Annotated in this window: 17 protein-coding genes; 4 read left to right on the top strand and 13 right to left on the bottom strand. The window is 42.2% G+C overall.

The features are described 5' to 3' along the window. Positions 1–7 precede the first annotated feature (7 nt). The 6 genes from HRU23_03540 to prfC form a co-directional block, all read right to left on the bottom strand. Complete coding sequence (locus HRU23_03540; GenBank protein ID NRA53195.1) at positions 8–1222, bottom strand: phosphopentomutase; 1215 nt, start codon at positions 1220–1222, stop codon at positions 8–10. Positions 1223–1231: 9 nt separating this feature from the next. Beyond that, entirely contained in the window at positions 1232–2572 is a 1341-nt protein-coding gene (gene deoA / locus HRU23_03535) for a thymidine phosphorylase (GenBank protein NRA53194.1), read from the bottom strand. 1 nt (position 2573) lies between these two features. Then, positions 2574–3347 (bottom strand): deoxyribose-phosphate aldolase, encoded by a 774-nt coding sequence (deoC, locus tag HRU23_03530; protein NRA53193.1) that lies wholly within the window; start codon positions 3345–3347, stop codon positions 2574–2576. A gap of 101 nt (positions 3348–3448) precedes the next feature. Continuing rightward, a complete protein-coding gene (locus HRU23_03525; GenBank protein ID NRA53192.1) occupies positions 3449–4273 on the bottom strand; it encodes a TatD family hydrolase in 825 nt (274 codons plus the stop codon). A gap of 147 nt (positions 4274–4420) precedes the next feature. Beyond that, positions 4421–5332, bottom strand: a complete 912-nt coding sequence (locus tag HRU23_03520; GenBank protein NRA53191.1) for a porin — start codon at positions 5330–5332, stop codon at positions 4421–4423. A 1309-nt stretch (positions 5333–6641) separates the two neighbouring features. Further along, positions 6642–8222 (bottom strand): peptide chain release factor 3, encoded by a 1581-nt coding sequence (gene prfC, locus HRU23_03515; GenBank protein ID NRA53190.1) that lies wholly within the window; start codon positions 8220–8222, stop codon positions 6642–6644. Between the two features lie 200 nt (positions 8223–8422). Here prfC and HRU23_03510 point away from each other — a divergent pair, with 200 nt between their 5' ends. Beyond that, positions 8423–8734, top strand: coding sequence for an SCP2 sterol-binding domain-containing protein (locus HRU23_03510; GenBank protein NRA53189.1), 312 nt, complete (start codon positions 8423–8425; stop codon positions 8732–8734). Positions 8735–8778: 44 nt separating this feature from the next. Here the strand turns inward: HRU23_03510 and HRU23_03505 are convergent, their stop codons facing one another. The 3 genes from HRU23_03505 to HRU23_03495 all read right to left on the bottom strand — a co-directional run bounded on the left by HRU23_03505 (position 8779) and on the right by HRU23_03495 (position 10308). Next, positions 8779–9021 carry a GlsB/YeaQ/YmgE family stress response membrane protein gene (locus tag HRU23_03505; protein ID NRA53188.1) on the bottom strand — a complete coding sequence of 81 codons (243 nt, stop codon included), beginning with the start codon at positions 9019–9021 and terminating at the stop codon, positions 8779–8781. A 123-nt stretch (positions 9022–9144) separates the two neighbouring features. Further along, positions 9145–9729 (bottom strand): YceI family protein, encoded by a 585-nt coding sequence (locus HRU23_03500; GenBank protein ID NRA53187.1) that lies wholly within the window; start codon positions 9727–9729, stop codon positions 9145–9147. Between the two features lie 45 nt (positions 9730–9774). Then, positions 9775–10308, bottom strand: a complete 534-nt coding sequence (locus tag HRU23_03495; GenBank protein ID NRA53186.1) for a cytochrome b — start codon at positions 10306–10308, stop codon at positions 9775–9777. Between the two features lie 495 nt (positions 10309–10803). On the opposite strand from HRU23_03495, the gene acnB reads away from it, so the two are divergent. From acnB to HRU23_03480, 3 genes are all read left to right on the top strand, one after another. Next, a complete protein-coding gene (gene acnB, locus HRU23_03490; protein NRA53185.1) occupies positions 10804–13401 on the top strand; it encodes a bifunctional aconitate hydratase 2/2-methylisocitrate dehydratase in 2598 nt (865 codons plus the stop codon). A gap of 96 nt (positions 13402–13497) precedes the next feature. Beyond that, complete coding sequence (locus HRU23_03485) at positions 13498–14010, top strand: NUDIX domain-containing protein (GenBank protein NRA53184.1); 513 nt, start codon at positions 13498–13500, stop codon at positions 14008–14010. 146 nt (positions 14011–14156) lie between these two features. After that, the gene (locus HRU23_03480; GenBank protein ID NRA53183.1) at positions 14157–14924 is read left to right on the top strand and encodes an enoyl-CoA hydratase/isomerase family protein; all 768 of its coding nucleotides are present in this window, start codon (positions 14157–14159) and stop codon (positions 14922–14924) included. A gap of 33 nt (positions 14925–14957) precedes the next feature. On the opposite strand, the gene HRU23_03475 is transcribed toward HRU23_03480, so the two are convergent. The 4 genes from HRU23_03475 to HRU23_03460 are packed head-to-tail and all read right to left on the bottom strand — an operon-like array spanning position 14958 to position 19550. After that, the gene (locus HRU23_03475; protein ID NRA53182.1) at positions 14958–15251 is read right to left on the bottom strand and encodes an antibiotic biosynthesis monooxygenase; all 294 of its coding nucleotides are present in this window, start codon (positions 15249–15251) and stop codon (positions 14958–14960) included. 48 nt (positions 15252–15299) lie between these two features. Further along, complete coding sequence (locus HRU23_03470) at positions 15300–16598, bottom strand: putative O-glycosylation ligase, exosortase A system-associated (GenBank protein NRA53181.1); 1299 nt, start codon at positions 16596–16598, stop codon at positions 15300–15302. Then, on the bottom strand, positions 16591–17664 hold the full coding sequence (locus HRU23_03465; GenBank protein ID NRA53180.1) for a glycosyltransferase family 4 protein: 1074 nt from the start codon (positions 17662–17664) through the stop codon (positions 16591–16593). The genes HRU23_03470 and HRU23_03465 overlap by 8 nt, the downstream gene beginning before the upstream one ends. Next, positions 17661–19550 (bottom strand): amidotransferase 1, exosortase A system-associated, encoded by a 1890-nt coding sequence (locus HRU23_03460; GenBank protein ID NRA53179.1) that lies wholly within the window; start codon positions 19548–19550, stop codon positions 17661–17663. The genes HRU23_03465 and HRU23_03460 overlap by 4 nt, the downstream gene beginning before the upstream one ends. Positions 19551–19560: the final 10 nt, after the last annotated feature.

Here is a 19560-nt window from a genome sequence, read left to right as displayed (position 1 = left end):
TTAATTGTTATAAAAACGACTTGCCATAAGCAAGTGGCTCAAGTTGTAAGTAAGTCGCAATGCTTTGTCCGATGTCGGCAAACGTATCACGCAGGCCAAGATCGCCACCGGGAAATGATCGGCTGAAAAAGATTACCGGAATGTGTTCGCGGGTATGGTCACTGCCAGGCCAAGTGGGATCACAGCCGTGATCAGCGGTTAACACCAGTAAATCATCATCGCCCATTTGGGCAATAAATTCTGGTAACCTTGTATCAAAATATTCCAGCGCTGCGGCATAACCAGCAACGTCGCGGCGATGACCATAAGCCGAATCAAAATCAACAAAGTTAGTAAAAATAATGCTGTTACTTGGCGCCGTTTGATGCGCGATTAAGGTAGCATCAAATAAATCGGCTAATCCGGTCGCCTTAATTTTTTGAGTAATGCCTTGCTGAGCATAAATATCAGCTATTTTACCGACACTTATAACCTCGTGTCCGGCATCAGCCGCGAAATCAAGTAAGGTTTTTGACGGTGGCAACACCGAAAAGTCACGGCGATTACCGGTTCGGGCGAAATCACTGGCGTCATTGCCAATAAACGGCCTGGCTATCACGCGACCAATGTTATAACTCTCGAGTTCTTCACGCACAACCAGGCACAGCTCTAGCAGCGGCTCTAAGCCAAAGCTTTCTTCATGACAAGCAATCTGAAATACGCTATCACTTGAGGTATAAAATATCGGCTTGCCAGTCGCCATGTGCTCAGCGCCCAGTTGTTCTAAAATGGTGGTGCCAGAAGCATGACAGTTGCCTAAAATACCCGGTAAATTACAACGTTTAACTATGGCAGCAATTAACTCCTCGGGAAAAGAATTTTCTAGCTCACTAAAGTAACCCCAGTCATATAATACTGGCGCACCGGCAATTTCCCAGTGTCCGCTTGGGGTATCTTTACCTGAACTAATCTCTTTGGCGTAACCGTATTTAGCGATTGGCGTTATTGATTGATCAAGTCCGGCCGGAAAATAATCCGAGCTGCCAAAACAGGCATGGCCTAGCCCCAGTTTATTTAGATTAGGTAAGGTCAGCAGCCCTTGCCGGTTTACATCGGCTTTACCGCTGGCGCAAGCTTTAGCAATGCTGCCAAAGGTATTTGCCCCGACATCACCAAAATCGATCGCGTCTTCACTGGCACCAATGCCCAGCGAGTCGAGCATCATTATTGTTACACGTTTCATCTTGACCCCTTATTGCTGATAGCGAATCACTTCATGCACTGTTGGTAACGAAGCCGGCAGCTCAGTGGTCGAGTCAGCAATGACAATAGACTGTTCAATCATACTCTGTGCACGGTTAAAGTCATCCATCGTCGCCGCATGGACCATGGCAATCGGCTGCTGGTTATCAAGGTGCTGACCAACGGTTGCAACGCCTGACAAACCAACTGAATAATCGATAATATCGTCAGCACGGCGGCGACCACCACCAAGTTCAACCACACTAAGTCCAATTTGGCGAGTGTCGATCCGCTGTAAAATACCGCTTTGCTTGGCAAATACTGGGCGAATAATTTTCGCTTGCGGCAAATACTGCTGATAATTATCAACAAAATCAACTGGGCCACCAAGTTTAGCAACCATTTTGGCAAACACTTCCGCCGCCTGACCGTTGCTTATCACCTGATTAACTTTGATCCGTGCCAATTCGTCGGTCGCCGCCAAGCCGCTTAACGTCAGCATTTCTGCCGCTAACGCGACCGTAACTTCGTGTAAACGCGGGTTGTGCAGTTCATTACGTAAATATTTAACCGCGTCGACCATTTCAACGGCGTTGCCGGCACTTGCTGCTAATAACTGATCCATGTCGGTAATTAGCGCGCTGGTTTTTACCCCTGCGCCAGTAGCAACGTTAACAATGCTGTGCGCTAATTCCTGTGCTTGACCCAATTCGGCCATAAATGCGCCACTGCCAGTCTTAACATCCATCACTAGGGCATCAAGACCTGCGGCCAGTTTTTTAGCCAAGATAGAAGCCGTGATCAATGGCACAGACTCCACGGTCGAAGTCACATCGCGAATACCGTATAAACGTTTGTCGGCCGGCGCTAAGTCACCGGTTTGGCCAATAATCGCAACACCAACTTCTTTCACGGTATCGCGAAATAGTGCGTTGCTCGGCACGGTCGTGTAACCAGGAATAGCGTCGAATTTGTCTAAGGTACCGCCGGTATGGCCCAAACCACGACCAGCGATCATTGGCACATAACCACCACAAGCGGCGACAATAGGCCCCAACATTAAACTCACTAAATCGCCAACGCCCCCAGTCGAATGCTTATCAACCACCGGGCCGGCTAAATGTAACGATTGCCAATTAAGTACTTCGCCAGAATCACGCATGCCTTTGGTGAGGGCAATTCGCTCTTTCATGGTCATATTCTGAAAATAGGTTGCCATGGCAAACGCACCGATTTGCCCTTCACTGATGCTGTTGTCGGTAATGCCAGCAACAAAAAAAGCGATTTCAGCATCGGTTAGCTCTTGGCCATTACGTTTGCGTCGAATAATTTCTTGTGGTAAATATTGCATCTTAATATCCTTGTGATTTCGCCATATTATGTGATTTATCTAAGGTATGAAGTAAATTATCTAATAAACTGCTGGCGCCAAATCGGAAGTTTTCTGGCCCAATCCATTCGCTAGACAAACTTGACTGAGCGATTGCAAGATAAGCAGCAACATCTACAGCATTTTTAACACCGCCAGCGGCTTTAAAGCCACAATGGCCACCTGTTTCAACAATCGCTTCAAACATCGCCTGTGCCGCCTCAAGGGTGGCATTAACCGCGACCTTGCCGGTTGAGGTTTTAATAAAATCGGCCCCAGCCGCTATCGCGATTAAACTCGCTTCTTTAATTAAGGCGGGATCTTTTAATTCACCGGTTTCTAAAATGACTTTTAAAATGACCTGTTCGCCACATGCTTTTTTACAAGCCTGGACCAATTGACTGCCTATCTCGCGATCTCCGCCAAGTAATGCTCGGTAAGGAAAAACAACATCAACTTCATCTGCGCCTAACGCAACCGCTTGGGCTGTTTCATTAACAGCTGCTGCAACGTCACTATTGCCGTGCGGAAAATTAGCGACGGTAGCAATTAATACATCGGTTGATTTTAATTGACGCAGGGTTTGCTTAGCAACTGCAATGAACTGGGGATAAATGCAAATAGCAGCGGTTTTACCCGCGGGTGATACCGCTTTATGACAAAGTTCAATCACCTTTTGCTCGGTATCGTCGTCATTGAGCGTGGTTAAATCCATTAATTGGATCCCATAATACGCGGCGCGTTCAAGATCAGTCATTAGACATTCCAGTAAAGAATTATAAGTTATATCAAGATTAGTTGGACAGCGAGGTACGAGTCAAATTTGGGCTGATTTAAAGTTCAACAATTGCTATGTGATCACATTTGTAACAAAAACATTTCGCGACAATTAGTTGTTGTCGTCGCAGCTATTGTCGCTAAATCGGTTCCGGTTAACTCACTCAAGGTTTGTGCAATCAGCGCAATATTAACAGGTCGATTCACTTGGCCTTGCATGCCATGCAATGGCATGTCTGGGGCGTCGGTTTCTAAGACTAGATTGACCAAATCAAGCTGACTAACCAAGCCGCGTATTTTGCTCGCTCGTGGGTAAGTAATCACCCCGCCGATCCCAAGCTTAAAGCCAAGTTTTATAAACTCATTGGCCTGCACGGCACTGCCACTAAAACCGTGCACCACGCCGCCACGTTTAAGCTTAAAACGGCGTAGTTGCTTTAAGAGCGGATCATAGGCTTTATGGGCATGACAAATCACCGGTAATTCTAACTCACTGGCTAATTTTAGTTGCGGCACTAATACTTCGAGTTGAGCATGTAACGGCGTATCAATCGCACCATCAAGACCAATTTCACCAATCGCGATAATCTGCTGGCGATTGCTTGTTGCCAAACTCACTAAACGTTCAAGTTGATTATTAGCTTGCAAAAAATAAGGGTGAATGCCCAAAGCCGGATAAACATGCTGATGTGCTAGGCCTAATGCCAACACAGCTTGCCAGTTGTCGCAGCTAATGCTCGGTACTATTATTCCGTCAACCCCGACCGCTTTAGCGGCTGAAATTTGTAACTGGACCTCGCCCATTCGAGCAAAATCAAGGTGGCAATGGCTATCGATGTAGCTTAAGGGACTAGTTGCGTGGGGGTTAGCTACATAAGGATTAGTTACGTAAGGATTATGTTTCACAAGGGGTACTTATGCTAGGAGTGGTGATGTAAGAAAGAGTTTTACATGATTTCATCTGGTTAGTATAACCAGATTAGTACTTTATTTTAAGCATTAAAAAACCGGCCCAAAGGCCGGTTTCGATAACATAATTAAACTAAGTCAGGCTTAGAAGAAGTAAGTTACACCAACAGCAACGTCTGTACTGTCTGATTCTTCCATGTTGAAGAATGCAGCTTCAGCGTAAACATACATGTTGCTAGACAGGTTGTGTAGCGCTTGAACACCAACAACTGAAGTTTTGTCATCATTCTCTTCTGAAGTATGAGATAGAGATAATACGTACTGGTTAGCACCGGCAGTGTAGATAGCGTTAGCTATAGCAATGTCAGATACATTATCACGTGTGTGGAAAGAACCAACTAGCTTTAGGTTATCCATAGTGTAAGTTGCGCTAACACCGAAAGTGCTTTTCGCGTCGTCGCCAGCAGTATCGTTAGAATCCATACCAAGTGCAACAGTTAATGCATCAGCGCTGTAAGCAACACCAACTTGGAATGCGTTTGAACGGTCATCATCAGAAGCGTCTAATTCAACTGCTGCGAATACCTGGAAACCTTCCATTGAAGATGAAACGAACTGAACTAAATCGCCTTCACCAGTTGTGTAGTTATCTGAAGTTGCAACACCTAGTGCTTCGAAGTCATTACCTTTATCGATAAACTGTTCGTACACAGAATCGTCAGAACCAACCCAAACTTTACCAAAGCTACCTTTAACACCAACATAAGCTTCATCTAGTTTAAGAGTACCTACAGCTCCAGATTTATCATCAGCGTTAACACCGTCAAATTCAATTTTCAAGAAGCCTTCAAGCTCATCATTGATTTGATGAGAGTGTGAAAAACGAATAGTTGAGCCGTTATCAACTAGACCTGAAGTACCACCACCGTTAACGTCAGAATCAGAGTGAGTCCATGCTAGTTGGATGTTACCTGAGATAGTAGGCATTTCTGCAGCGAAAGCAGAAGTAGATAGTAATGTAGCAGCGATTGCTGAAGCAATTATAGTCTTATTCATTTTGGTCTTCCTTTGTGTATGTTAGTTATCTCAATTAAATTTTTCTTAGTGAAAATTTAAATTGAAGGGGTTGCCCCCTGTTTATTAAAAATTTACAAATTTTTTATCTAGATTTTCAAAGCATCTATTAATAATAAAAAATTGTGTCAATTAGATGACAAGATGTAAATTTTAGTTAAAAACCTTGTCAACCTTAAGGTTTGTAATTTTTAGCGCTTAACTTAGCCTCGCAACATTGTAACTGATTATCAGTCGCAACACCCACTAAACTTTACTTAGCACTTATCTAAAAATTCGCAGGGCTAATTTTAGTTAGCAAATTTTTAGATAAAGACTCTTTTTTATTTCGAACGCCAAATTATAGCGCGAATCGAATTACTCTTTTTTTGGTATTTCCCAACCAAACTTCAGTGCTTCAATTTATCGTATATTTTTAAATATTGGCTAAACAGTGGCTTATATCTTGTTGCCATTGCTTAAAAACGTATACATTTTTAATGCAAAACAGTTCAATGTGCAAATGAAAATTGTTATTTTTTTTATTAAAATTTATTTAAACTCTAGATAAATTAAACTATACATATAAATTTCAAGTAGTTAAGCCAGGGACAACTCTAAAACAATTTCGTTCAAAAATGAACCAATCATTAACTTTTATTGGCTTTTTTTTGTGTTTATTATTTTTCAGTCGTATTCATTATCAAAAAAAATCGATCTTGCTCTAACGTAACTCGAACGCATTTTCACTTTTTCATCCTGAACTTGACATGACACTGACAACAAAACTAACAATAAGTTCACATCACGTACTGGCCAGCTGGTGTATTTAAGCCAAAAACCACCACCAATGTCAATTTTATTGTGCACTTATCACAAAAATAAATTCACAAATTAACATTTTACTTACAAGTGCTAGGGTTTAGGTACTACAAGATGGGTAAAAACTCAACGTTATACTTAGAAGTGTTATGAGACCTTTGCGGTCAGTTTTTCTGATTAACGTTAAATTTATCGCTAGCAATCATTTCCGCGACGCTTATTTTTTACAGTAAAAGATAACGCCTCAAATAATGAGTGAGATGATACGCTAGTTATTACTCGCTAAATTTTAGAAAGCATCTATGGCAATACCGGCAACGGAAAACTGTCTGTGATTATTTAGCGACGACTAAGCAACGCTGCAGAGGGTTTCTAGTAAGTTTTAATGATGGGTTAAGCTGGTGACATAATAAAAAACCGCAGGTCATTATGCATGCCTACGGTTTCTTTTATTCTTAACTGTGGTTAAGAGCTTTGTAAATGACTGCGATTAGTTTTCGCGGGTCTCTCTGAAAGTGATCTCAGGGTGACGCTCGTAAGCTAAGCTTAAATTAACGCGAGTTGGCGCAATGTAAGTTAAATTATTACCACCATCTAATGCTAAGTTATCAAAAGCTTTTTTCTTGAATTTTTCCAACTTAATAGCGTCATCACACGACACCCAACGAGCGGTTGAAACTCCAACTGCCTCATAAATAGCTTCAACTTTGTATTCTGATTTTAATCGTGCGACTACCACATCGAACTGGAGTATGCCGACCGCACCTAAAATTAATTCGTTAGAACGCAGTGGTCTAAATACTTGCACTGCGCCCTCTTCAGAAAGCTGAATTAAGCCTTTTTGCAGCTGCTTCATCTTCAACGGATCTTTTAACAAAATTCGACGGAACAATTCAGGGGCAAAATTAGGAATACCAGTAAACTTCAACGCTTCACCCTGCGTAAAAGTATCACCAATTTGAATAGTGCCGTGGTTATGCAAACCAATGATATCACCCGCTACAGCTTCCTCTGCCTGGGTGCGATCGCCCGCCATAAAGGTTAATGCGTCTGAAACGTTAACGTCTTTGCCTATGCGCACATGGCGCATTTTCATGCCCTTGTTATATTTACCAGAACAAACTCGCATAAATGCAATACGATCACGGTGTTTCGGATCCATATTGGCCTGAATTTTAAAAACAAAACCAGTAAACTTTTCTTCAGTCACTGCAACTTCACGCTGTTCAGCAATGCGATTAATTGGTTTTGGTGCCCATTCAACGATGCCGTCGAGCATATGGTCAACGCCAAAGTTACCCATCGCGGTACCAAAAAATACTGGGGTTAACTCGCCCGCTAAATACATTTCTAAATCAAAAGGGTTAGATGCACCTTGGATAAGTTCCATCGACTCACGCAATTCCTGGGCATAATCACCTAAGGCTTCGTCTACTTCAGGGTTGTCTAAACCTTTGATGCTTCGAACTTCCTGAATCGTATGTCCCTGGCCAGATTGATAAAGGATAACTTCATCACGCAAAAGATGATAAATCCCTTTAAATTCTTTACCCATGCCAATTGGCCAAGTAATAGGTGCACATATAATGTTTAATACGGTTTCAACTTCGTCCATGACTTCGAGTGGGTCAAGTACATCGCGATCGAGCTTATTCATAAAGGTAACAATGGGGGTTGTGCGCAGTCGCGTTACTTCCATTAATTTAATGGTACGGGCTTCGACCCCTTTTGCTGCATCAATCACCATTAAACATGAGTCAACAGCGGTTAGGGTACGGTAGGTATCTTCCGAGAAATCAGCGTGGCCGGGAGTATCGAGTAAATTAATAACTGAACCAGCATAAGGAAATTGCATCACTGATGTGGTGATCGAAATACCACGCTCTTTTTCTATGTCCATCCAGTCAGATTTTGCGTGCTGACCCGACTTCTTGCCCTTTACCGTGCCCGCTTTTTGCAGCGCCTGTCCAAACAATAATACTTTTTCTGTAATGGTTGTTTTACCCGCATCGGGGTGCGATATGATCGCGAAGGTACGGCGTTTATTCACCGCGTCAGTAAAGGTTGTCATAGCTAGTGGGCATCTCTGTAATTTAAAACCGCGCAATTATAGCCGATTTAACTAAAAATAAGCCATTAAAGAAACAATCAAAGCTGCGTTGTTTGAACTATTGAACAAAAATAGCGGTGTACAAAAATATTTGACATCATCAAGCGACGTGATAACTTAGAGGTCAGACCACGTACCACATTATTATATTTGGAGAAATTATGTCAGTAATTAACGAGTACCAAGAAATTTTAGCCAGTAAATTTAATGCCAATGCCGCAAGCGGTGTTGATGAAATATTTCAATTTGATCTAGAGGGTAGCTATTTTCATTTAGTTATTGCCGACGGTGCTTATGAGCTTTTAGACGGTGAACACGATGATCCTTCGGTAACCTTATCTTTAGCTAATAAAACTCTAATTGGTTTATTAGATGGCAGCGTTAATGGTATGACAGCATTTATGATGGGAAAAATTAAAGCCACTGGCAACATGATGTTGGCAACTAAGTTAACTCAGTTATTTCCTGCGTAACTTCAATACGCAATTGCAGCGACCCATAGTGAAGTCGCTGCTGATTACAAATAACTATTAACTTTGTTATAAATAAAAAGCAAAACAAACGCCCCAGTAGTTGCCGTTACTATACTGACTAAATTAAAACTGTCGGTTGCGCCACCCCCTAATTTACTGCCAACAAACGCCCCAGCGATGCCTAACAAGGTTGTTTTAATAAAACCACCACCGTCTTTATCTGGCATTAGCCATTTTGCGAGCATGCCGGCCACAAAACCCAATGAAATCCATACAAAATAACTCATGTTTTCTTCTTACTAAATATATTAAGGAAATAATGGCTCAAGTCGGGTTAACCATTGCTTAATTAGCGCGCACAAAAAAGCCAGTCGATGACTGGCTAAAACAAAGGAAGATTTGTTTTGTAACTACTTTTGTTGAATTCCTTCAAACGAGAAGTAAAGTTCAACTTCTTGAGATTTTGGCCCAAGATTTTTCATAATATTGTAATCAGTAAGCTTCAACGTGGTGCTGCCTTCAAAACCAGCACGGTAACCTCCCCACGGATCTTGACCTTCACCTATTTTGTTTACGTCAATCGTAATTGACTTAGTCACGCCATGTAACGTGAACTGGCCCATTAATTTACCCTTACCTTCAGTGCCTGGCTTATAGCTGGTACTAACAAACGAAGCCTGTTCAAATTTGTCTACATCTAAGAAGTCATCACTGCGTAGGTGCTTGTCCCGTCGTTCATGATTAGAGTCGACACTTGCGGTATCAATTGTTACTGATATTTTACTGGCAGCTTCATTGTTTTGATCATAGCTAAAATCACCCTCAAACTTATTAAAGCGACCTAATAACCAGCTGTATCCTAAATGTTGGATCTTAAACTGAATAAAAGAGTGAGTATCTTTAGTATCAATCTTGTATTCTGCAGCCTGAGCCACCGAGCTAAATCCAGCAACTAATACTAGGGCTGTTGCAACAACCGTGTTACGTAGTTTCATGTTATAACCTTATATTTTTTATTTAAAAATTTATTTTTATACACATTACAGCATCCGGCGTAATGTGTCATCGCCGCTAATAAGATGATGTTTTATTGCCGCTGCGCCATGACCGAGTGCAAGGACAACCACCAACCAAGCAGACCAATAATGGATATCACCTGCTATGTCTTCTTGTTGGTCAAAAATCTTACCTATAATAGGAACTTCTAACAAATCAAACAGGATCATGGGTTGGCCACTGGCCACTATCAGGTAACCACTGACCAAAATAATAAATGTCACCAAGTACAATAACAAGTGCGCAAAATGGGACGCAGCGACTTCGAACTGAGACAATTGAGGTAAGGCTGCAGGTGCCGCGGTAAATAGTCGCGCAATCACACGACTGCTCATAATAAGCAACAAAAACAAACCAATCAGCACATGAAGCTGTGGCGCCGTTTGATACCAGGTTGAATAATAATCGAGATCGGTCATCCATAAACCAAGACCAAATAGCCCAAAAATCAACAACGCTGCAATCCAATGCAGGATCCGGCTTACATAACTATACTTTTCTACCTCTGGGCTTGTCATTATCGTTTCTCACCTAAAATATGCTGCTAATGATACGTAATATTAGCACGGTAAACAGACCAATATTTTTGTCTAATAGTTCAACTTTTTTAATCTATTGTCGCTGCAATCGACCGGTGAACATTACCCACCAGTGCATTCACGAAAGAAATACCAAGTATAATCCAAACTTATATCGTTTTAAGGCATAATATGGCTCATCTAGCCATACGTCTAATCTTTTTAGTTAGCCGTTTTTGGTAAATTTACCTAACTCAATCTAGGTGCATAAATTGGAAGACTTCGGCCTGCGCTTTATTTCATTGCCTTGCTGCAAACTCTAGCATTCACATTGCCGTACAAGGTAACTATTATAATAGTTATTAGTTTATTGGCTTTTTGATAACCCATATTATCAAAAAGCAATTGAAATGGACCAGGGCAAGCATACCTTGCAATTTTACTGCATGATTATAAATAACATAATTTTCAAATTATGAATAAAGAGGAATTGTCGTGTTAACAGCATATCGTAGCCACGTTGAAGAACGTGCAAGTCAGGGCATCGTACCCTTGCCACTAAACGCCGAGCAAGTAAATGGACTAGTAGCACTACTTAAAAATCCACCAGCAGGTGAAGAAGAGTTCATCGTCGACCTTATCACTAACCGTGTACCACCAGGTGTTGATGACGCAGCTTATGTTAAAGCGGGTTTTTTAGCGGCGCTAACGACTGGTGAAGCAAGTTCGCCACTTATCTCAGCTGAGCATGCCACGCAATTGCTAGGCACCATGCAGGGCGGTTACAATATCGACCCATTAATCAATGCATTAGACAATGACGCGTTGGCTTCGATTGCTGCCACTGCACTTTCTCATACCTTATTAATGTTTGATGCGTTCCATGACGTTGAAGAAAAAGCCAAGGCGGGTAACGCAGCGGCACAACAAGTGATGGAATCTTGGGCTGCTGGCGAATGGTTTACTGCTAAACCTGCTGTCGCTGAAAAGCTTAGCCTCACTGTTTTTAAAGTGACTGGCGAAACCAACACCGATGACTTATCTCCAGCACCAGATGCTTGGTCTCGTCCAGATATCCCATTGCACGCACTAGCGATGCTTAAAATCGAGCGTGAAGGCATTAATCCAGATGACGACGGTGAAATTGGCCCAATCAAACAAATTGAAGCACTACAAGCCAAAGGTTTCCCATTAGCATACGTGGGTGATGTTGTTGGTACGGGTTCTTCTCGTAAGTCGGCGACCAACTCTGTGCTTTGGTTTATGGGCGATGATATTCCTTATATTCCTAATAAGCGCGGCGGCGGTATCTGTATCGGTGCTAAAATCGCTCCGATCTTCTTTAACACCATGGAAGATTCTGGCGCATTACCATTAGAATTTGATGTATCAAACCTAAACATGGGCGATGTTATCGACGTTTACCCATACAAAGGTAAAGTAACCGCACACGGTTCAGAAGAGATCATCACTAAATTCTCGCTTAAAACCGAAGTATTATTCGATGAAGTTCGTGCCGGTGGCCGTATACCATTAATCATCGGTCGTGGCCTAACCGCTCGCGCTCGTACTTCTCTTGGTCTTGGTGAAACTGATTTATTCCGTAAGCCAGTCGATATTGAAGCAAGTGACAAAGGCTTTACTCTTGGTCAGAAAATGGTTGGTAAAGCATGTGGCGTTGACGGCATCCGTCCTGGTCAATATTGTGAGCCTAAGATGACTACCGTTGGTTCTCAAGATACTACCGGTCCAATGACTCGTGATGAGCTTAAAGATTTAGCTTGTCTAGGTTTCTCAGCTGACTTAACGATGCAGTCTTTCTGTCACACGTCGGCTTACCCTAAGCCAGTTGATGTAAACACTCACCATACGCTTCCTGATTTCATCATGAACCGTGGCGGCGTTTCACTTCGTCCAAACGATGGTGTGATTCACTCGTGGCTAAACCGGATGTTACTACCTGATACCGTTGGTACTGGTGGTGATTCACATACGCGTTTCCCATTAGGTATTTCGTTCCCAGCGGGTTCTGGTCTAGTCGCATTTGCTGCGGCAACGGGTGTAATGCCACTTGATATGCCTGAATCAATCCTAGTTCGCTTTAAAGGTGAACTAAACCCAGGTATTACCCTACGTGATTTGGTTAATGCAATCCCATACTACGCGATTGAAAAAGGTCTATTGACCGTTGAGAAAGCGGGTAAAATCAATGCTTTCTCTGGTAAAATTCTTGAGATTGAAGGCCTGAGCCAACTTAAAGTTGAGCAAGCGTTCGAACTAACAGATGCTTCTGCTGAACGTTCTGCTGCTGGTTGTACCATTAAACTAGACAAAGAACCAATCATCGAATACTTAGAGTCTAACATCGTTATGCTTAAGTGGATGATCAGCGAAGGCTACGGCGATGTTCGTACTATTGAACGTCGCGTACTTGCGATGCAGGAATGGATTGCTAACCCAGAACTAATGGAAGCCGATAAAGATGCAGAATATGCTGAAATTATCGAAATCGATTTAGCTGATGTTAAAGAGCCTATTCTAGCGTGTCCAAATGACCCAGATGATGTTGAGCTGCTTTCTAAGCTAGCTGGTACTAAGATTGATGAAGTGTTCATCGGTTCTTGTATGACTAACATCGGCCATTTCCGCGCCGCAGGTAAATTACTTGAAAACTACGGCGGCACCTTGCCAACACGTTTATGGGTAACACCACCAACGAAAATGGATGCAGCTCAGTTAACTGCTGAAGGTTACTACAGCATCTTCGGCAAAGCCGGCGCTCGTACAGAAGCACCTGGTTGTTCACTATGTATGGGTAACCAAGCCCGTGTTGGTGATAAGGTAACTGTTGTTTCAACCTCGACTCGTAACTTCCCTAACCGTCTAGGTAACGGCGCTAACGTTTACCTATCTTCGGCAGAAGTTGCAGCGGTTTCATCAATATTGGGTAAACTACCTACTGTTGAAGAATACATGAGCTATGCAGCGCAACTAGATGCCACTGCTGCTGATACGTACCGCTACTTGAACTTCGATAAGATGGAAGCGTATACCAAGAAAGCAGACAACGTGATTATCCAACAACCTGCTTAAGTGCTAGTTGATTTAATTACTATCTGACAGGAGCCTCGCATAGCGAGGCTTTTTTTGTATAATGAGCGCTTTCTATCTTCAATCATTAATTTTTATATGCGCCTATTAAAATCCAGTTGCCACCCAGATGTTATAACCGGGGGCCGCTCATTTCACCGTCAAGCAACTCGAGCCATTGTACTTAGCGGCACCAATATCTTAATGCTCTACACTGAACGTTATCATGACTACACCTTACCCGGGGGTGGCGTTGATGAAGGCGAAGATTTAATTGCTGGCTTAATCCGTGAGTTACAAGAAGAGACCGGAGCTAATAACATTTCCAACATTGTCCCATTTGGTAACTACGAAGAATTCCGCCCCTGGTACAAAGATGATTTTGATACCATGCATATGGAATCGTTTTGCTATACCTGTTCAATTGATACAGATCTTGGCCAAACGAGCTTTGAAGACTATGAAGTGACCAATGGTATGCGCCCTGTTTGGATTAATATTTTTGATGCGATTGCGCACAATGAAAACACACTAAAGCACAGCGAAAAGAAAGGGATGTCGATAGAAAGGGAAACTTTTTTACTCAAGTTGATATCTCAAGAGTTATTGTAAGAACTCTTGGCCGTTATAACTATAATGGTCGGCTATGTTGTACTAAAGTGTTGCCATTTGATTAGCCTGGTTAGTATGCTTGCATCAAGAGTTCAAATCTTATACTGTTCAAATTAAAACAAGCGTTTAACAAGGCCAGTAGCGATATGATCAATCCACATATACTTAGCACAACCATCAATAACACTATTAAACACATTGTGATCAACCGGACAAAGGCTAAAAACGCCTTAACCGGTGCGATGTACCTTGAACTGGTTCAGGCGTTAACACAGGCAGACTGTGATAATAATATTCGTGCGATCATAATTTCCGGTGATGAAAATGTTTTTTGTGCTGGCAATGATTTAAAAGATTTCTTAAGAAATCCGCCTCAGGATATTAATGCGCCGGCCTTTAAGTTTTTAATCACCATTCACCAATTAAAAAAGCCACTAATAGCAGCAACTGCAGGACCAGCTATTGGCATCGGCACCACGATGTTATTGCATTGTGATTATGTAGTTTCCAGTAACAACACCTTATTTAAAATGCCATTCACTAGCCTTGGTTTGACTCCTGAAGGAGGTTCAAGCTTATTATTGACCCAATTAATGGGCCACAGAAAAGCAGCTGAGCTTATTTTACTCGCTAAGAGCTTTGATGCCCAGACAGCGTTAACGCTCGGCATAATCAATCAGGTGTGTGATGAGGGAGAAGTAATACAACAGGCGATATCGGTTGCACAAGCAATGGCAAGTCAACCCCCAAAGGCAATACAAGCGAGTAAAGCAGTAATAAAAGCGCCATTTGTTGAGCCAATTAAGCAAGCCATTTTAGCTGAGGCTGAAGTTTTCATGACGCACCTCGACAGTGATGAAGCGCGTGAAGCCCTAAGTGATTTTATCGAAAAGCGAACACCAAAAGTTAACTAACTTTGAGTCAAAAGTCGATTTGGGCTGACAGGATTATGACAAGGCTTGCGGGCTTAATATTTTAACTTTTTCGTCATATTTCAACATCAGCTGAATCGACTTATTAGCATCGCGGCGCGACTGCGATTGATACCAGCGCTCCCAACAACGAACATTATCCCAGTTGGTAATAATGGTTCGAATGTTGGGGCTATTAACATCACCATAAGATGTGCCTGAAATAAAACCTTTGGCAGCCATCACCGCAACTAAGGTTTTTTTTATTTCGCGATCATAAGTACTGCCCATATCTTCTGCTAGCACACGCTCTATAATTACTTTTATCATTAATATCAGCTTCTCAATGCTCGTTGACGACTATCTAGGTATACCGCATTAGCCAACACGTTGTAAAGCAGGATCATTTGATACTTCTGTAACTTTTGCTTTTTCTTTTAATTGCTGCATCACAACAAAATAGACCGCACAAATAGTAATTAACATGTGATAAGGCAAGTCAAAATACGATAAACCTAAGAACATCCCCCCGCTAGCATAGGCAATAAGACTAAGTTGTAACATTCGACACAGCAGATCTGCCCACTGTAAATCTTGATGTTTTTTGGCAACTTTTTGAACTTTATTAGCCAGTCGCCATGCTGAAAGCCACATCGCGATATAGATGCCTAAACCAAGCCAGCCTTGCTGAGCTAATACTTTAAAGTAAATACTATGGGCATCATGAAAGTTTTCAGGATCAGGTGAGTAGAGGGCAAAGTTAACTCGATTAAATGCGCCAAAACCATCACCGACCGGATGAACAGCGGCTAAGTTAAACGCCATGCGCCATGCGTTGAATCGCCCTTGAATAGAGCCATCATAAGAGGCTTCATCATTTTGAACAATACTCGACATCCGCTGATGCCAAGAGTCAGGCATAAACTGATAGCCAATTGGTAATAAGAAAATTAGTAGTATTATGGCGATAAACTTTTTATCACTCTTTAAGACAAAGAAACCAGCCAATGCGATTAGTGCGACCAAGGCACCGCGAGAGTGAGTACCGAGCACCGCAGCAACACATAACAATATACTTATCGCTATTAAATGTTTGCACCATTTTTTATCGACTGTATGCATCAAGTAATACATCACTGGCACAATCATCAGCAAAGTCAGACCTAATTCGTTGTTACCTTCAAAATAACCACCTGGCGGTCCCCACACGCGATCTTTACCACCATTTAATATAACAAAAATCCCGCCTTTTACGCCATAAAAACCAATGCTAGCGCAAATAACCCACAACGCCTGATCGATCCTCTCGCGATTAGTTAACATCATATAAATTAGAAAAGTAAAAAACTGCACTTTTAAAGTTTGAGTGTAAATTTGCAAGGCACCAAAATCTTTCGAGCCAATCAGTGTCGATAGCAACATCGATAGATTAAAGATCAATAACCAGACAATGGGAGAGTGCCAATTAATCGTTTTTTTCTCTTTACTTAACATCAAGGAAATTATAAACGCGATTGCGACAAGCTGGGCCGAAGGGAAATGCAACATGAAACCCCAAGACAATTTATGCGGCAACATATAACTAATCCAACACCAAGTAAGCACCCCATAAAATGGTTTTTTTAAGGTCATAATGATCAGACCAATGATAATGACCAACAGTACAATATCACGCATCTTGATTTATCACCTTGTGGTAGATTTGTTCAAGTAATGGAATAACCTCCAATGGTGAAAATTGCTGCACCATCTCACGTCCCCCCTGCGCTAACTTCAAACTCAGCTTAAGGTCCGCAATAACCAATGCCAGTTTTTGTGCAATGGCTGTCGGCTGTTCTGGCGGAACAAGCAACGCTTGGCAACCATCTTTAACTAAAAATGGAATTCCTCCGACATTACTAGTGATAACAATAACGCCACATGCTAATGCTTCAATAATAGAATTGGGGGTATTGTCGACAATACTGGTATTTAATAAAATATCGGATGATTGATACAGTTTAGCGATTTCACTGCGACTTAACCGCCCAACAAAGTTAACCTTATCACTGACTTCCAACTGTATGGTTAGCTGCTCTAATGCCGTTAATTCGCTGCCACTGCCTGCTATCGTTAACTTTGTATTAGGATGATTGTTGCAAAAGAGTGCAAAGGCTTTAATTGCTGTGGCGTTATCATAAATAAGCTCTAAATTTCGAGTCACTACAAGGTGCAAACAGCCAACCGACAGGTCAGGTTCTTGATAATCAAAAATTGATAAATCGACAATATTAGGCACGACTTGCGACGGTAAGTCGTATTGACTAAATATTTGACGCAAGAATTCACTTGGCACAATAATAGCATCAACACGGTGAAAGGCACCTTTGATGTAAGGCCAAGATTTAGCAAAAAACGGCTTAGCATTACCACCACGGTAGTTGACAATAACTGGCACTTTATACCATGAGGCGATATAAATCGCTGGCATTGCAAACAGATAGAATGACCAACCTGAATTAGCCATTAGATGAACTACTTGCTGTTTTTTTAACTGCGAAAGTAGCAGCCAACAATAGTGAAATAGCCGGAACAATGCGCGCAGCATAAATACCCGTCCGATCCACTGCGGACGATAGGCGCTATTTGTAGCTATGGCCGTTACCTCATGCCCCGCTTGTTCCAATAACCGACACAGCTGCTCTGTTTGCATCGCCATGCCGCCACTCGGTGGTGGTATCGGCCCAATGACAGCAATGTTCATTTTAGTTCGCTTGCTAAAAAGCGCTCAAACATTAATAGCGACCACAGTGCTGCGCTATTATCTCTAGAACCATTGATATGGCTTTTTAGCAGCCACTTTAACGCTGCAGGATCAAAGATACCGCTATTGAGCATGATATTAGACAATAATCCTTGTTCGAGCTTTTCTTTAAGCGGTCCTCTAAACCATTGAGCTAGAGGGATGCTAAAGCCCATTTTTTGACGATAAAGCACATCATTAGGTAAATGAGGCTCTAAGGCTTGCTTAAACACCGCTTTACCCTGCCCTTGTGCTAACCGTTCACTCGATGGAATATTGGCAGCCCACTCAATAAACTGATGATCGAGCAGCGGAACTCGTACTTCCAAGCTGTGTGCCATGCTAGCCCGGTCTACTTTAGTTAATATATCTCCGACCAAATAAGTCTTCATATCGATGTATTGAACTTGTGATAACGGATCTGTCGTCGCTGAGTTTTTGGCGTGATGTTTAAAAACGCTCACACTATTATAACCTTGCAACGAGGCTTTAAATTCCGCGCTAAATAAGCGCTGGCGTTCGTCATTGCGCAAAATTGACATGCTATTGTGATAGCCTTCAATCCAGTCAAATGCCATCGATTGAAAGGTAGTTTTAGCACGTAGAAATTTTGGTGCCCAGTCTAATTTTGGATAAACAGCACCAAGAAAACCAAACACCGGCTTTCTGAAACTCAATGGCAATAGTTGACGTAGTTTCTCTTCTTTAAGATGCCATTGATAACGCCGATATCCGGCCATTAACTCATCGGCACCATCTCCCGAGAGCGCAACAGTAACCTGCGCTCTCGCCATTTCACACAAGCGATAAGTCGGTAAAGCCGAGCTATCGGCATAAGGCTCATCATACAAGTCGGCAAGTTTATCGATTAGTACGTAATCATCGCTACTAATTTCTTTTATCTGATGTTTTGCTTTGTAGCGCTGTGCAACTTCAGTGGCAAAATCTGTTTCATTAAACCCTTTAGCATCAAAGCCAATTGAACAGGCGTTAACGGGTTCTTGCTGTAACGATGACATCATTGCGACGACACCAGACGAGTCAACACCGCCAGATAAAAAAGCCCCAAGCGGTACCTCAGATACTAAACGAACATCGACAGCCTGTTTAAACTGCTCAATGAGTTGATCCTTACTGTGTCCTAGCGGGTGTAAGCTTACATCAAATTGTACATCCCAATACTGAACTGGCTTTACCTGCAACGAGCCTTTTTCGAGTAAAATGGTATGACCCGGCTCTAATTTTTTAACTTGCTTGAAAATTGATTTTGGCTCAGGGATATAACCAAAGGTAAAATAATCTTCTATCGCTTGAGGGTCTAATTCGCGCGAGCATTGCGGGTGCTGTTTAAGCACCTTCAGTTCTGAACCAAAAATGAACTGATTATTCTCTAACAGGGTGTAATAAAGCGGTTTAATGCCCAATCGGTCTCGTGCCATAAACAAGCTGTCTTGGCGCTTATCCCACAATGCAAAAACAAACATGCCCCGCAAGTGGCTTACACAATCCACTCCCCACTGGGCCCAAGCATGCAGAATCGTTTCAGTGTCACTGCGCGTTTCAAATTTATGCCCTAACTCGATTAACTGCTCAGCCAGTTGTTTAAAATTATAGATCTCGCCATTAAAAACAATGCCGATATCACCACTGGCATTAAACATTGGTTGATGGCCACCAGCAAGATCAATAATAGATAAACGGCGATGGCCAAGTCCGATACCTGGCGCAAAGAAAAAACCATCGGCATCGGGCCCTCGATGATCTTGAGCTGTATTCATTTTTTCTAAAATATTACGGTCAATGTCGTCAATTTTTTTTAAATCAAATATCCCTGAAATCCCACACATAAAACATCCT

Source organism: Gammaproteobacteria bacterium (assembly GCA_013214945.1).
Lineage (GTDB): Bacteria > Pseudomonadota > Gammaproteobacteria > Enterobacterales > Psychrobiaceae > Psychrobium.
Note: the sequence above shows the minus strand (reverse complement) of the source record. Positions and strands in the feature narration are given on the sequence as shown.

Coding starts and splice junctions, on each gene's coding strand:
- HRU23_03465 (NRA53180.1), bottom strand. CDS start 17,664: ATGAACATTGCTGTCATTGGGCCGATACCACCACCGAGTGGCGGCATG.
- HRU23_03485 (NRA53184.1), top strand. CDS start 13,498: ATGCGCCTATTAAAATCCAGTTGCCACCCAGATGTTATAACCGGGGGC.
- HRU23_03510 (NRA53189.1), top strand. CDS start 8,423: ATGTCAGTAATTAACGAGTACCAAGAAATTTTAGCCAGTAAATTTAAT.
- HRU23_03470 (NRA53181.1), bottom strand. CDS start 16,598: ATGCGTGATATTGTACTGTTGGTCATTATCATTGGTCTGATCATTATG.
- deoC (NRA53193.1), bottom strand. CDS start 3,347: ATGACTGATCTTGAACGCGCCGCGTATTATGGGATCCAATTAATGGAT.
- HRU23_03500 (NRA53187.1), bottom strand. CDS start 9,729: ATGAAACTACGTAACACGGTTGTTGCAACAGCCCTAGTATTAGTTGCT.
- HRU23_03540 (NRA53195.1), bottom strand. CDS start 1,222: ATGAAACGTGTAACAATAATGATGCTCGACTCGCTGGGCATTGGTGCC.
- HRU23_03480 (NRA53183.1), top strand. CDS start 14,157: ATGATCAATCCACATATACTTAGCACAACCATCAATAACACTATTAAA.
- HRU23_03495 (NRA53186.1), bottom strand. CDS start 10,308: ATGACAAGCCCAGAGGTAGAAAAGTATAGTTATGTAAGCCGGATCCTG.
- HRU23_03475 (NRA53182.1), bottom strand. CDS start 15,251: ATGATAAAAGTAATTATAGAGCGTGTGCTAGCAGAAGATATGGGCAGT.
- HRU23_03505 (NRA53188.1), bottom strand. CDS start 9,021: ATGAGTTATTTTGTATGGATTTCATTGGGTTTTGTGGCCGGCATGCTC.
- deoA (NRA53194.1), bottom strand. CDS start 2,572: ATGCAATATTTACCACAAGAAATTATTCGACGCAAACGTAATGGCCAA.
- HRU23_03460 (NRA53179.1), bottom strand. CDS start 19,550: ATGTGTGGGATTTCAGGGATATTTGATTTAAAAAAAATTGACGACATT.
- prfC (NRA53190.1), bottom strand. CDS start 8,222: ATGACAACCTTTACTGACGCGGTGAATAAACGCCGTACCTTCGCGATC.
- HRU23_03520 (NRA53191.1), bottom strand. CDS start 5,332: ATGAATAAGACTATAATTGCTTCAGCAATCGCTGCTACATTACTATCT.